Annotated in this window: 12 protein-coding genes; 3 read left to right on the top strand and 9 right to left on the bottom strand. The window is 70.9% G+C overall.

All coding sequences use genetic code 11. The features are described from left to right. Positions 1-166: 166 nt before the first annotated feature. From OHA37_RS37345 to OHA37_RS37360, 4 genes are all read right to left on the bottom strand, one after another. Positions 167-1,216 (bottom strand): beta-ketoacyl-ACP synthase 3, encoded by a 1,050-nt coding sequence (locus OHA37_RS37345; protein ID WP_266912255.1) that lies wholly within the window; start codon positions 1,214-1,216, stop codon positions 167-169. Positions 1,217-1,707: 491 nt separating this feature from the next. Then, complete coding sequence (locus OHA37_RS37350) at positions 1,708-2,031, bottom strand: putative quinol monooxygenase (RefSeq protein WP_266912257.1); 324 nt, start codon at positions 2,029-2,031, stop codon at positions 1,708-1,710. A 42-nt stretch (positions 2,032-2,073) separates the two neighbouring features. Then, entirely contained in the window at positions 2,074-3,228 is a 1,155-nt protein-coding gene (locus OHA37_RS37355; protein ID WP_266912259.1) for a DUF7847 domain-containing protein, read from the bottom strand. A 105-nt stretch (positions 3,229-3,333) separates the two neighbouring features. Next, positions 3,334-4,071: a TetR-like C-terminal domain-containing protein gene (locus OHA37_RS37360; RefSeq protein WP_266912261.1), complete on the bottom strand. Its 738-nt coding sequence runs from the start codon at positions 4,069-4,071 to the stop codon at positions 3,334-3,336. A gap of 163 nt (positions 4,072-4,234) precedes the next feature. Between OHA37_RS37360 and OHA37_RS37365 the strand changes: the two genes are divergently transcribed. Together OHA37_RS37365 and OHA37_RS37370 are read left to right on the top strand one after the other, a co-directional pair. Further along, entirely contained in the window at positions 4,235-5,662 is a 1,428-nt protein-coding gene (locus tag OHA37_RS37365; RefSeq protein ID WP_266912263.1) for a purine-cytosine permease family protein, read from the top strand. A 101-nt stretch (positions 5,663-5,763) separates the two neighbouring features. After that, a complete protein-coding gene (locus OHA37_RS37370; RefSeq protein WP_266912265.1) occupies positions 5,764-6,849 on the top strand; it encodes an IS630 family transposase in 1,086 nt (361 codons plus the stop codon). Here the strand turns inward: OHA37_RS37370 and OHA37_RS37375 are convergent. The 4 genes from OHA37_RS37375 to OHA37_RS37390 form a co-directional block, all read right to left on the bottom strand. After that, on the bottom strand, positions 6,846-8,282 hold the full coding sequence (locus tag OHA37_RS37375) for a GH1 family beta-glucosidase (protein WP_266912267.1): 1,437 nt from the start codon (positions 8,280-8,282) through the stop codon (positions 6,846-6,848). The two genes, OHA37_RS37370 and OHA37_RS37375, sit on opposite strands and share 4 nt — an antisense overlap. 112 nt (positions 8,283-8,394) lie before the next feature. After that, positions 8,395-9,342, bottom strand: coding sequence for a carbohydrate ABC transporter permease (locus OHA37_RS37380; protein ID WP_443046272.1), 948 nt, complete (start codon positions 9,340-9,342; stop codon positions 8,395-8,397). A 4-nt stretch (positions 9,343-9,346) separates the two neighbouring features. Next, a complete protein-coding gene (locus OHA37_RS37385) occupies positions 9,347-10,309 on the bottom strand; it encodes a carbohydrate ABC transporter permease (RefSeq protein WP_266912269.1) in 963 nt (320 codons plus the stop codon). A 151-nt stretch (positions 10,310-10,460) separates the two neighbouring features. Then, positions 10,461-11,819: an ABC transporter substrate-binding protein gene (locus OHA37_RS37390; RefSeq protein ID WP_266912271.1), complete on the bottom strand. Its 1,359-nt coding sequence runs from the start codon at positions 11,817-11,819 to the stop codon at positions 10,461-10,463. Positions 11,820-12,265: 446 nt separating this feature from the next. On the opposite strand from OHA37_RS37390, the gene OHA37_RS37395 reads away from it, so the two are divergent. Further along, the gene (locus OHA37_RS37395) at positions 12,266-13,318 is read left to right on the top strand and encodes a LacI family DNA-binding transcriptional regulator (RefSeq protein WP_266912273.1); all 1,053 of its coding nucleotides are present in this window, start codon (positions 12,266-12,268) and stop codon (positions 13,316-13,318) included. A gap of 53 nt (positions 13,319-13,371) precedes the next feature. Here the strand turns inward: OHA37_RS37395 and OHA37_RS37400 are convergent, their stop codons facing one another. Further along, complete coding sequence (locus OHA37_RS37400) at positions 13,372-13,581, bottom strand: hypothetical protein (RefSeq protein WP_266912275.1); 210 nt, start codon at positions 13,579-13,581, stop codon at positions 13,372-13,374. Positions 13,582-13,599 lie beyond the last annotated feature (18 nt).

The following is a 13,599-nucleotide window of genomic DNA, read 5'->3' on the forward strand; positions in this document are numbered from 1 at the left end:
GGGCGAGCAGGCATGGAGGGGCGGCCTGCAGGGGCGGCAAGGAGCCGGATCCGGGCCGGAGCCGAGGGCGAAGGGGGGCGGTGATCAGGGAGCGGCGGCCGCTTCTGCGCGGGTGTCGCGCACGCCGAAGGGGGCCCGGGAGCGCCCGGGAGTGAAGGAGCGGGCCTCAGGGCGCCGGGTCGATGCCGGGCACCGCGCGTTCGAGTCGTGGCCAGAGCACGGCAGCCGATCCCCAGGTGAGCCCGGCGCCGAAAGTGGTGAGCAACACGCGTTCCCCTGCGTGCAGTTCGCCGCGCGAGGCGGCATCGGCCAGGGCCAGCGGGATGGACGCGGCGCCGGTGTTGCCGACCCGCTCGATGTTGGTCACCCGACGCGGTCCGGGAACGGGCAGTCGCTCCCCGACGGCCTTCACGATGCGGGCGTTGGCCTGGTGGGCGCAGAACCGGTCCACGTCCTCGGGCGACCAGCCCGCGTGTTTCAGTACGGTCTGCGAGGACTGGGTCATCCGGGTCACCGCGTGCTGGAACACCTCGCGCCCCCGCATCCGGAAGTGCCGGTCGCCGGGACCGTAGGCGTCCGGGGCCGACCGCTCCCGTGCTCCGCCGCCGCGCACCTCGATCAGCTCGTCACCGGAGCCGTCGCTGCCGAGGTCGAAGGCGAGGATGCTGCCCGGTTCCCCGGAGCGGCCCCGGCGCAGGACGACGGCGCCCGCGCCGTCGCCGAAGACGATGCCGGCCGAGTGGTCCTCGGGGTCCAGCAGGGTCGAGTACAGGTCGGCCGCCACGAGCAGGACCCGGTCCGCGCAGCCGGACAGCAGGGCTCCGGCGGCGGTGGCGAGCCCGTACAGGAAGCCGCTGCAGGCGGCGTTCACGTCCCAGGCGGCCGCGCCGCCCAGGCCCAGACGGGTGGCGAGCTGCGGGGCCATGGCCGGCATGGGCCGGTCCGGGGTGGAGGTGGCCACGAGCACGGTGTCCACCGGGGCGCCGCCCGCCACGGCCAGGGCGCGGCGCCCGGCTTCGAGGGCGAGCTCGCCGGTGGACACTCCGGGGTCGGCCCGGCGCCGCTCGCGGATTCCGGTGCGGCGGTGCACCCAGGCGTCGTCGATGCCCCATGCCGAGGGGAGTCCGGCGTTGGCGACCACCCGGGGCGGAACGTATCCGGCGATGCCTTCCAGCACCGCCGCGGGCGGGGCGGGCCGGGTGGCAGGGAGCGTCAACTGGTCTTCTGGGCAAGGCAGGAGGGAAGTCACGCACGTCTCTCAGGAGGATCTCGGGGGAGCGGCACGACTGTAGGGCGGGTCAAGATCACGGCGGGCGCGGAGGCGCAGGGGAACGGATGTGCTGAACGCCCGCTTCGGCGTCATCTCCGCAGCTCAGGGGCGTGAAGGAAGAAACGTTACGGCCGATGGGCCATCGGGGGATCGCCCCAAAGGTTGAATTAAGTGCGGCTGACCAGGCGTTCTGCTGACGCCGGGGGAGCAGCCGCCCTCGGGACCATCAACCGCCTTTACGGGCCGGGGGCAACGGTGCGGAACGGGTGCCGCTGTTGAACGTGTTGCACACGCACCTCTCCCGGGCCGCTGCACGCTCCCTGGCACGAGACCGGGGAGGGCCGGGATGGCAGAGGAGGGCCTGGGCGGCCGGGGCGGGCCGGGGCGGGCCGGGAGAGGGAGCGGGCGTGATGGGCAGACCCGGGAGGGGGCGCCGGTCAGTCGACCTGGAGCTCGCCCATCCGGCTCCATCCGGTCGCACCCTCGATGGTGGTGCTGACGATCTCCGGCGTCCGGGTGACCAGGGGACGCATGGTCTCCAGGGCCGCACGGAAGTGCGCGGAGGTCACGTGTGCCTCCGCGGCATCGTCCTGGAACGCCTCGACCAGTACGTAGGTGTCCGGCTCTTCGAGGCTGCGGGACCACTCGAACCACAGGTTGCCCGGCTCGGCGCGGGTGGCCCGAGTGAACTCCGCGACCAGCTCGGGCCACTGGTCGACGTACTCGGACTTGACGGGGAATTTCACCACAATGAAGATCATTCGAGCATTGTAGGCGCGAGCCCGCCCGCGCCTATGGCGCCCTCAGCTCTGTCCTGGGGGCGCGGTCGTCCCCGTCCCCGTCCCTGCCTGAGGACCCGTCTGCGACCCCGGAGCCGGTGCGGGGAAAGCGGCGGCGGTGAGCGTCGCCGCGAGGTTCTCCTTGCGCATCCGCTGGTCGACGTAGAGCAGGGCGATGACCAGGTGCGGGAAGCTGAACTGGAACAGCGAGCTGATGACGCCGCCGAGCACCACGATGGCCCCGTAGACGAGGAAGCCGAAGGCCATCGTGCTGAGGTCCGGCGAGGGATCGCCCGCCTCCGGCAGGCTCGGGAAGACCGCGAACATCCCGACGAAGCCGAACGGCATCTGAATGACGTACCCGACGGCCATCGCCACGAGGTGCCCGAGTATCGAAACGCCGAACACCCTCCACCAACCGTCGCGGACCAGCTGCGAGGAGCGCCGCATGGCCGCGACGGGACCCAGTCCTTCGCACACCACCGCGGCGGGCGCCAGGCTGAACCGGACCACGAGCCAGATCGAGAAGGGCACGCACAGGAGCGAGCCGAGGAGGAGCAGGCCGAAGGCGGCCGACGGGCCGGAGCCGCCCCGGTCCGAGGACATGATGATCAGCGGAGTGCAGATCGCGTACAGCAGGAGCGCCGGCCCGCCCGCGATCAGCGCGGTGAGCAGGACCACGCCGAGCACCGACGGCAGCCGTGACCGGCTGCGGCGCCACATCGCGCCGAAGGTCGTGGGGCGGCCGAGCACCGCCTCCTGGATCAACGCGGGGCACAGGGCCATGAACATCGCGGCGCCCACCGTCGTCACGACGAGCATGACCACGCCTGCGGGTACGAAGGACAGGAAGAGGGCCGCCACGTCCGAGTCCTCGGGGCTCTCTCCCGGCGGGAGGTCGAAGACGGCGGAGAACCGGTCGTACAGGGTCGCGAAGGAGATCGCGAGGGTGGCGGCCACGAGCAGGATGCCGATGCCCTGGACCAGGGTCATGATGCCGATCAGGGGCTTCCAGTACCGCCGGAAGACACCGAAGGCCCCGTTGAGCACATCGCCCGTACCGAGCACGCGCAGGGGTATGACCCCCGGCTGCGGGGCCGGTGGTGGGCCCCAGCCGCCTCCCCACTGCGGCGGCACGGGCTGACCCGGGTGGTGATTCCAGCCGGTGTGGTGCGACATCGTTGTTCCCCCTCGAATGAAGGGCCACGGTAACCCGCCCGTGAGCGCGCCCTGTCAAGGCCCTCTGGTCCCCCGGTCCCCCGACCCGTCCCCGTCCCCCGGTCCTCAGCGGGCGTCCCCGCCGGCTCCGTCCAGGGGCACCACGAGTCCGATGGTCTCGGCCGCCACGGCGATGGCGTAGTCGAAGAACGCGGCCTCGTCCCGGACGCTGTCGTGGGTACGGCTGAAGACCTGGAACACCAGGAGTCCGATCAGGCTGCTCCACAGGACGATCCCGCGCTCGATGACGTCCGAGAACGGAGCCGGGGGCAGCCCGCCGAAGGCCTCCACGGCGGCCGGCAGCAGCAACGGCGGCCCGGGCACCGCGCGCCGGGGCGGGGTGAGTTCGCCGCCGGCCAGAGCCGCGCCCACGATGCCGGCGAGGACGCCGGGCGTGCGGGAGGCGGGCAGGACGGTGTCCTGCGGGGCGTGGTAGCCGGGTACGGGCGATCCGTAGATCAGCGTGAACTCGGCGGGGTGGTCGAAGGACCACTGGCGCAGTGCACGCGTGACGGCGAGCAGCCGCGCACCCGCCGACGCGCGGACCGCGGTGGCGGCCTCGTCGGCCCGCTCCATCGCGGCGCCGGACGCGTCGTAGGCATCGATCACCAGCGCGGTCAGCAGGTCGTCCCGGTGCGGGAAGAGGGCCCGCACCTCGGTGACGGCGCGATCGCAGTCGCGTGCGACGGAGTCGAGGGAGAGGCCTCCACCACCCAGCTCCGGCAGGTGCAGGCGCGCGGTCTTCTTGATCAGTTCTGACAGGATCGTGTCGCCGGATGTCGAATTCTTTGCGTGATCGCCCATGCCGAAACCGTACCGGTCGGCGGCAACTGCCTTGCGTGCGGCCTCCGTAGGGGATCCGCAGGGATCTGCCGGGATCCGGCCGAGGGGGCCCGACAGAACGCGACGCCCCACTGCGCTGATGTCGTCGTACGCGACTGCGCCCCGGGTGCGTGAAGATCCCTCCATGGGATCCACGGACAGGGGCACGCACTCGGACACGGACACGGACACGGACACGGACCGGCCCGGCCGGGTCGAGGCCCACGGCATCGACCCCGTTCCCGACGGGGAGCGTCACGGCCGGGCCCGCGAGCTGTTCCCCGTCTGGGCGGCCGCGAACGTGAACTACCTGAGCATGGTGGTCGGCGGCGCCCTGATCCTCATGGGCCTGAGCCTGGGTCAGGCCGTCGCGGTGATCGTGCTGGGCAGCCTGTTCTGGGCGCCGATCGGCCTGCTCGCCGTCTCCGGACCGGCCTCCGGCACGCCGAGCGAGGTGATCGCGCGGGCCATGTACGGCATCCGCGGCAACCGGGTGAACATCGCCGTCAACGGCTGGCTGCTCTGCATCTGCTACATCGCCCTCAACCTGGCCGCCGCCTCGGTCGCCGCCTTCGTCCTCGTGGAGAAGGCGGGCATCGACACGAACAGCGGGGTCAAGACCGCCGTCGTGGTGGTCATCGCCGCCCTCACCCTGGCCATCGGCGTCTACGGACACGCCACCATGGTGAGGCTCTACCCCCCGATCGCGATCGCCCTCACGGTCACGTTCGCCGTCGTCGCCGGGTACGTGTGCGCCGGCGCCGACCTCGGCCGACAGCCCGCCGAACCACTGACCGGCACCGCCCTGTGGGCCACTCTCGCGGCGGGGCTCACACTCATTGCCTCGGGCCCGCTCTCGTACACCAACAGCGCCGACTTCTCCCGCTACCTGCCGCGCACGACCTCCCCGAAGGCGGTCGCGGGCTGGACCGCGCTCGGCGGATTCCTGCCCGGAGTCCTCCTCACCTCGCTGGGCGCCCTCGCCGCCACCGTCGTGGACATGGCCGAACCGCAGGCCGGGCTGGAGAGCATCCTGCCCTCCTGGTTCTCGCCGGTCTTCCTGTTGGCGATCGTGCTCGGCACGATCGCCAACAACGCCATGACCGCCTACAGCTCCGGCCTCGCCCTCCAGGCCATGGGCGTCCGCGTCCGCCGCTCCGTCGGCGTCCTCGTCGACGGAGCACTCGGCGTCGTGGTGACCCTGTACGCGCTCCTGGTCTCCAACTTCCTCGACACGGTCGGCAACCTCCTCCAGCTGACCGTCGTCGTGCTGGGCCCCAGCACGGCCGTCTACGCGACCGACATCCTGCTGCGCCGCTGCCGCTACGACGGCCCCGCGCTCGCCGACGAGACCCCCGGCAGCCCCTTCTGGTACACCCGGGGCGTCAACTGGGCCGGAGCGCTGGCCCTGACGGCCGGCATCGCGGCGGCCGCCCTGTGCGTGGACACTCTGTACACGGGTCCCGTCGCCCGGGCCCTGGACGGCGTGGACCTCTCCCTGCCCGTCGGCATCGCCGTGGCGGCCTCCCTCTACGCGCTCCTGATGCACCGCTCCCTGCGGGCCCCGGCCTAGTGATCTGGTTGTGAGTTCGTTCGGCACCACGTGAGTCGTCTTCCGTACCACTTCGTGGATTCGGCTGACGGGTGCTGGTTGGCTTCGGTCTGCTGTGGTTTGTGGGTGACAGCAGGCTGGAGCCGCTGGTCCTGAGTGAGACCGAGCGGCAAGTGTTGAACAACTGGGTCAAGCGCCGCACGACCGCGCAGGGTCTGGCCCTGCGAGCACGGATCGTGCTGGCATGTGCGGACGGCGGAACGAACCTGGCGGTGGCCGCCCGACTGGGCGTGAACCGGGGCACCGTCACCAAGTGGCGGACCCGGTTCCTCCGGGACCGGCTGGACGGACTCGCGGACGAGCCCAGGCCCGGGGTGCCGCGGACCATCACCGACGCCCAGGTCGAAGAAGTGGTGGTCCGCACCCTCGAAGAGACACCCGCCGGTGGAACGCACTGGTCCAAGCGGGAGCTGGCCAAGGTCGTGGGGATCTCTCCGGCGAGTGTGCTGAGGATCTGGCACGCCTTCGGCCTGCAGCCGTGGCGGACCGAGACCTTCAAGATTTCCCCCGATCCGTTCCTGATCGACAAGATCCGTGACGTCGTCGGCCTCTACCTCGCCCCGCCGGCCAACGCGGTGGTGTTCGCGGTGGACGAGAAACCGCAGATCCAGGCCCTGGAACGGACCGCACCGGTGCTGCCGATGCTCCCCGGAGTCCCCGAGCGACGCACCTTCGACTACGTCCGCCACGGCACCGTCGATCTGTTTGCCGCCCTGAACACCGCGACCGGCAAGGTGATCACAAAACTGTCCGCGCAGCACCGGGCAGTCGATTTCCGGGACTTCCTCGACGAGATCGACCGCCAGACCGACAAGGGCCTGGCGGTCCACGTGATCTGCGACAACCTCTCCGCCCACAAGGCGCCGGTGGTGCACAAGTGGCTGCTCGCGCATCCCCGCTTCCAGCTCCACTTCACCCCCACCTACTCGTCGTGGATCAACCAGGTCGAGCGGTGGTTCGCCGAGCTGGAACGGCGCTGCCTGGAACGCGGCGTCTTCTGCTCCCTCGACGACCTCAAGACCGCACTCGAGAACTGGACCAAGGTCTGGAACGACGAAGCCCGGCCCTTCAAGTGGACCAAGACCGCTGACCAGATCCTCGACCGGATCTGCCGCTACTGCTCACGCATCTCCGAACCAGATCACTAGGAAGGGGCGTGCAGCTCGCCCGTCCGCGCCACGCGGGCGTACCAGCGCGCGCTCGACTTGGGTGTGCGCTTCAGGGTGTCGTAGTCGACGTGAATGGCGCCGAACCGTTTGGCGTATCCGTACGACCACTCGAAGTTGTCGAGCAGCGACCAGAGGAAGTAGCCGCGCACGTCCACCCCGTCGGTGATCGCCCGGTGCACGGCGTCGAGGTGGGCGTGAATGTAGGCGGCCCGCTGCGGGTCGTGGACCGTGCCGTCCGGACCGACCTCGTCCTCGTACGCCGCTCCGTTCTCGCTGACCACGAGCGGCAGCCCGGGATACCGGGCGGCGGTCCGGGTCAGCAGGTCGTACAGGGCGCTCGCGTCCACGGGCCAGCCCATGGCCGTACGTTCACCCGGGGCCCGGTGGAACCCCACGTCCGCCGCGCCGGGCCACGGCGAGTGCTCGCTGTTGCCGTGGCCGTCGTCCTGCGGCTTCTGGGCGTCTTCCGCGACGTGCGAGACGACCGTCGGGGTGTAGTAGTTGATGGCGAGCAGGTCCAGGGGCTGGTGGATGGCGGCGGCGTCGCCGTCGCGGACGAAGGACCAGTCGGTCAGGTGGGCGGTGTCCGCGAGCAGGTCCTGGGGGTAGGCGCCTTCGAGCATGGGGCCGAGCCAGATCCGGTTGCCGACGGCGTCGATGCGGCGGGCCGCGTCGCGGTCCTCCGCCGAGGGGGTCAGGGGGCGGACCTCGTGGAGGTTGAGGGAGACCGCGAGCTGCGAGTCCCCGGGCAGCGCGGCCCGTAGGGCCTGCACGGCGAGGCCGTGGCCGAGGTTGAGGTGGTGGGCCGCGCGCAGGGCGGCGACCGGACTGGTCCGGCCCGGGGCGTGCACGCCGGAGGCGTAGCCGAGGAACGCGCTGCACCAGGGCTCGTTGAGGGTGATCCAGCGCTTGACCCGGTCTCCGAGGGCGTCCGCGACGAGGCCCGCGTACTCGGCGAAGCGCTCGGCGGTCGCGCGCTCGGGCCAGCCGCCCGCGTCCTCCAGGTCCTGGGGGAGGTCCCAGTGGTAGAGGGTGAGGGCGGGTGTGACGCCGGCGGCGAGCAGCTCGTCCACCAGCCTGCGGTAGAAGTCGAGGCCCTTCTGGACCGCGGGGCCCCGGCCGGTCGGCTGGACCCGGGACCAGGAGACGGAGAACCGGTAGGCCCCCAGCCCCAGTTCGGACATCAGCCGGACGTCTTCGGGGAAGCGGTGGTAGTGGTCGACGGCCACGTCGCCGGTGTGGCCTTCGAAGACCTTGCCGGGGGTGTGGGAGAAGGTGTCCCAGATGGACGGGGTCCGGCCGTCCTCACGGGCGGCGCCCTCGATCTGGTACGCGGCGGTGGCCGTGCCCCAGAGGAAGCCGGACGGGAAAGAGCGGACGGCGGTGAGCGGCCGGGTCTCGGACGCGGTCATAGGAGAGCGCTCCCAACGCAAGTGTGGATGAAGTGGTGCCAGGAGAACTGGCGCCTGATGGCCTGGTGCCGGATGAGGAGACGTGTGCGGACGGGCGCCGGGCGGGAGCCGGTCAGCTCTTGACGGCGCCGGCGGTGATGCCGCCCACGATGTGCTTGCCGAGCACGGCGAAGACCAGCAGCAGCGGCAGCGTGGATATGAGGGCGCCGGTCAGGACGACGGCCTGGTCGACGGTGTGGTTGCCCGCGCCGAGGCCGGCCAGGGCGACCTGGAGGGTCGGATTCCCGTCCGGGGTCAGCGCGATGAACGGCCAGAAGAAGTCGTTCCAGGCCTGGACGAAGACGAGCATCCCGAGGACCGCCATCGCGGGCCGGGCCACCGGGAACACCACGTGCCAGATGATGCGCAGGCTGTGCGCGCCGTCCATCCTGGCCGCCTCCACCAGCTCCACCGGCAGCGCCTCGATGAGGTACTGGCGCATGAAGAACACGCCGAAGGCGGCGACCAGCGAGGGCAGGACGACGGACTGGAGCTGATCGACCCAGCCGAGATCGGTGACGATCTGGTAGAGCGGGATCACACTGAGCTGCGGCGGGATCGTCATGGTCGCCACCACCAGCGCCAGCAGGGCGCCCCGGCCCTTGAAGGGCAGCTTGGCGAAGGCGAAGCCGGCCAGGGTGGAGAACAGGACGGTGGACAGGGCCACGAGCCCGGCCACGATGGTCGTGTTGACCAGGGCCTCGCCCATGTCGACCTGGTTCCAGGCGAAGGCGAGGTTGTCGAAGAGCCGGGGGCCCGGCAGGAGCGGGGCCGGCGCCTCGACCACGCGCTCGCCCGTGTGGGAGGCGGCCACGAGGTTCCAGTACAGCGGGAAGAGCGAGATCAGGGCGGCCAGGCCGAGGAGGACGTACGTCAGAGGTCCCGCGTGGTGCTGCCGGCCCGCCGACTGGCGCAGCAGCCTGCGGCGCGGCGCCGCCGTGGTGGGCGCGGCCGTGGATACGGGCCGGCGTGTGGGAGTGGATGCGGGCGTGGGCGTGGGCGTGTCGAGCATGCGGGCCATGAGCTCAGCTCCCCGACTTCTTGCGCTTGTGGTTCGAACGGGTGATCAGCGTCTGGATGCCGCCGATGAGCAGGAGGAGCAGCAGCATGACCCAGGCGATGGCTGAGGCCTGGCCCAGCGCGCCGGTCACCCACCCCTTCTCGTACATGAGCAGGCTCAGCGTCTGGAACTGGTTCCCGCTGCCCCCGCTGATGCCGACGCTGCCGCCGAAGAGCATCGGCTCGCCGAAGAGCTGGGTGGCGCCGATGGTGGAGACGATGACCGTGAAGAGGATCGTCGGCCGGATGGAGGGGATGGTCACGGACAGGAACTGGCGCCAGCGCGAGGCCCCGTCCAGCGCGGCGGCCTCGTAGAGGTCCTGCGGCACGGCCTGCATCGCCGCCAGGTAGATGAGGGCGTTGTAGCCCGTCCAGCGCCAGGTCACGATCGTCGAAATCGCTATCTGCGCGGGCCACTTGGAGGAGTCCCAGGCAACCGGGTCGAAGCCGACCCAGCCCAGGACGGTGTTGATCAGGCCGTAGTCGGTGTTGAAGAGCTGGGCGAAGACGAGCGTGGCCGCCGCGATCGACGTGGCGTACGGGGCGAGTACCGCGACGCGGAAGAAGCCGCGACCGCGCAGCTTGTAGTTCAGCAGGTGCGCGAGACCGAGGGCCATCAGCAGCTGGGGAACGGTGGAGATCACGCCGATGGTGAAGGTGTTGGCGAGCGCGTTCCAGAAGAACTCGCTGGTGGCCAGGGAACTGTAGTTCTCCAGCCCCTTCCACTGGGCGCTGCCGCCCAGTTCGACGCGGTGGAGCGAGAGCCACCCGGTGTAGATCAGGGGGAACAGCCCGAAGGCCGCGAAGGTGAGGAAGAAGGGGGCGACGAAGACGTAGGGAACCGCCTTCAGGTCCAGGCGGTAGAGCGTGCTGCGCAGGCCGGCGGGCGGCGGGGAGCCGCCACTCGTCGCCCGTACGGAGGTGGCCACGGGGGCGTCCTTCCGGGTCGGTGCGTACGGGAGATGCGTACGGGAGGTCCGTACGGGAGATGCGTACGGATGGGGTGGGGACGGGAGGTGAGGTGCGGACGGGAGCGGCCCGCCGCCCGCAGGGGGCGTGACGGGCCGCGCGCGGCCTCCGCTACTGGTCGATCTTGTCGTCGACCAGCTTCTTGACGTTCTCCCAGGCCTTCGCCGGGTCGGTCCCGCGCTGCTCGATGTCGAGGATGCCGTTGTCCGTGAGGAAGGTCTTCACCTGACCGTCCCAGCGGCTGATCGGGGCGGGCGTGATGCCGGCCGCGGCCTCCGAGTAGATCTTGCCGACCGGGGTGTCACCGAAGTACGGCAGCTTGGCGTCCTGGACGGCCGCCGAGGTGAGCGTGTCCTTGGTGGAGGGGATGTTCCCGTTCACGCCGAAGACCTTGGCGTGCTGCGCCGGTGCGGTGAGCCAGGCGGCGAGCTCGGCCGCCTCCTTGGCGTGCTTGCCCGACTTCGGCACGGCGAGGAACGAGCCGCCCCAGTTGCCGGCCACGGGCGGCGCGGCGATGTCCCACTTCCCCTGGTTCTCCGGGCCCGCCTGGTCCTTGATGATGCCCGTCATCCAGCTGGGGCAGGCGACGGTGGCGAACTTCGCGTTCTTGAAGGCGGCGTTCCAGGTGCCCTTCTCGTCGAACTGGCGCAGCTTGGCCGTCAGTTCGCCCTTCGCGGCCGCCACGGCGGTGTCCCACGCCTTCTTCACGCCCGGACTGTTCTCGTAGTCCAGCTCGCCCTTGGCGTTGGCGTACTGCACGGGCTGGCTGGAGATCACCGCGTTGAACAGGCCGCTGGCGGAGTCGTGGAAGGCGGTCCCGGCCGGGGCGCTCTTCTTGTACGTCTCACCGGTCGCGATGAACTTCGCCCAGTCGCCCGCCCAGAGCTTGGCAACCTCCGTGCGATCCGTCGGGAGCTTGGCCTGGGCGAAGAGGTCCTTGTTGTAGCAGATGGCCATCGGGCCGATGTCCGTGCCGAGGCCGATGACCTTGCCGTCGGCCGTGGTGGCCTGCTTGACCTTCCAGTCGAGGAACGCGCCGACGTCGCCGCCGCCCGTCTTGGCGAGGTCGGTCCACTTGTCCGCCATGGCGGGACCGGTCGCCTCCGCGATGTAGCCCACCTCCAGCGCCTGGATGTCCGCGAGACCGCTGTCGCGGGAGAGCCGCAGCTTGAGCGTGTCCCAGTACTTCTGGCCGTCGGCGACGTTCGACTCTTCGATCTTGATGTTGGGGTGGGCCTTCTCGTACTCGGCGTAGAGCTTGGCGCCGGTGGTGTTGTCGTAGCCGAAGGAGCCGAAGGTTCCGATCCGCAGTGTGATCTGCTCGCCGCCCGCCGCGTCGCCCTTGCCGTTGTCGCCGTCGCTGCCGCAGCCGGTGAGCAGGGCCGTACCGGTCGCCATCACGGCGACCGCGGCGACCGCGTTGATGGCGGTGCGGCGTCCGCGTCCGTGTCTGCTGCTGGAAGTGCGCATTCCACTCTCCTCGTCCAAGGTGGTGCTCGTTGTGCGCCATGGGGTCCGGCGGGCTGTTCGCGGCTCGGCGAGGGCCCTGCCAGGACCTGATGTGAAGGTCGTTCTCGCATCCCAAGGTGGGAGCGCTCCCACGTCGTTGCCGGAAGGTTGCTGCTTGGTGGGTGCGGGTGTCAAGAGATGAACGCGAATTCGTGCCGCCAAGGCCTTCGGTGCGCGCCGCGCCCCGCATTCCGGTGTGGCCCCGTCGGGTTCTCGACGGGGTCGTAGCATCGGGGCGGGATCCTGAGTAGTGTGGGAGCGCTCCCACTCGGCTTCTCGTGCGCCGGACCGGCGTAACGTGTGCCGCGTGAGATGGGGGCGGTACCCGCTTCTTACCTGATCAGCCGTGCCCGGACCGGCAGGCACCGGCCCGGAGCGCGAGAGCGCACGAGGGGAGTTCGACAATCGTGACCGGACGGCAGAACGGCAGACCCACCCTGGAAGAGGTCGCGGCCCTGGCCGGAGTCGGCCGGGGCACGGTCTCCCGGGTGATCAACGGCTCGCCACGGGTGAGCGAGCAGGCCAAGGACGCCGTCGCCCGCGCCGTCGCCGAGCTGGGGTACGTCCCCAACCAGGCGGCCAGGGCCCTGGCCGGAAGCCGGACCGACGCGGTCGCCCTCGTCATCCCGGAGACCGAGGCCAGGCTGTTCTCGGAGCCGTACTTCCTCGACCTGATCCGCGGGGTCAGCGCCGAACTGGCCGAATCCGACAAGCAGCTGCTGCTTACCCTGGTCCGGACCGAGGCCGAGCGCCGGCGGTTCGAGGACTACCTCGCCGCCCAGCGGGTCGACGGCGTACTGCTGGCGTCCGTACACGGCGACGACCCGCTGCCGGACCGGATCGCCAAGCTGGGCCTGCCGGTCGTCATGAACGGGCGGCGCTCCGAGGCCGAACCCGTCGCCTACGTGGACTCCGACAACATCGGCGCGGGGCGGGCGGCCGTCGCCCACCTGGTGGGGCGGGGCCGGAGCAGGATCGCGACCATCAGCGGGCCGCTCGACATGTACGTGGCCCGCGCACGTCTGGGCGGCTACCGCGCGGGGCTCGCGGAAGCCGGGTTCGGGCCCGACGAGTCGCTGGTGGCGACCGCGGACTTCACCGAGGAGGGCGGCCGGCTGGCGATGCGCGAGCTCCTGGAGCGCGCCCCCGGCCTGGACGCGGTCTTCGCGGCCTCCGACGTGATGGCGGCCGGCGCGCGCGGGGTACTTCGCGAGGCCGGGCGGCGGATCCCCGAGGACGTGGCCCTGGTCGGGGTCGACGACTCCGCGGTGGCCCGCCTGATGGATCCGCCCCTGACGAGCGTGCGCCAGCCGATCGAGGAGATGGGCCGCACGATGACCCGGCTCCTGCTCCAGAAGATCGCGGAGGCGTCCGGAACCGGATCCGCGCCGGCGCAGGACCAGGGCGAGGAGCCGCGCAGGGTCCTTCCGACGGAACTGATCGTGCGGGATTCCTCCTGAGCTCGTCCTGCCTTCCGAGCTCCACTTCTTCCGGCCTCCAGCGGGAACACCCCTTACGGCGCGGGGCAGTCCTCGGTCGTCTTGACCACACCGAGGCTGACCTTGCCGGTCATGGCCTCGCCCGGATGCGGAGACTGGGTGCACACCTTCCACTGCGCGGGCCACTGCACGGGACGCTGGGATCCGCTCAGGTCCGTCATCTCGACGGTCGTCCCGGCGTCGACGGCCTGTAGGGCTGCCGCGGCCCGGGCTCGCGTGAGCACGCCGCGGCCGGAGCCGTA

This window comes from Streptomyces sp. NBC_00335, from assembly GCF_036127095.1.
GTDB lineage: Bacteria > Actinomycetota > Actinomycetes > Streptomycetales > Streptomycetaceae > Streptomyces.

Bases quoted from the DNA above. Each gene is read 5' to 3' on its own strand.
- OHA37_RS37390 (WP_266912271.1), bottom strand. From the start codon at position 11,819: ATGCGCACTTCCAGCAGCAGACACGGACGCGGACGCCGCACCGCCATC.
- OHA37_RS37375 (WP_266912267.1), bottom strand. From the start codon at position 8,282: ATGACCGCGTCCGAGACCCGGCCGCTCACCGCCGTCCGCTCTTTCCCG.
- OHA37_RS37365 (WP_266912263.1), top strand. From the start codon at position 4,235: ATGGGATCCACGGACAGGGGCACGCACTCGGACACGGACACGGACACG.
- OHA37_RS37380 (WP_443046272.1), bottom strand. From the start codon at position 9,342: ATGGCCCGCATGCTCGACACGCCCACGCCCACGCCCGCATCCACTCCC.
- OHA37_RS37360 (WP_266912261.1), bottom strand. From the start codon at position 4,071: ATGGGCGATCACGCAAAGAATTCGACATCCGGCGACACGATCCTGTCA.
- OHA37_RS37355 (WP_266912259.1), bottom strand. From the start codon at position 3,228: ATGTCGCACCACACCGGCTGGAATCACCACCCGGGTCAGCCCGTGCCG.
- OHA37_RS37350 (WP_266912257.1), bottom strand. From the start codon at position 2,031: ATGATCTTCATTGTGGTGAAATTCCCCGTCAAGTCCGAGTACGTCGAC.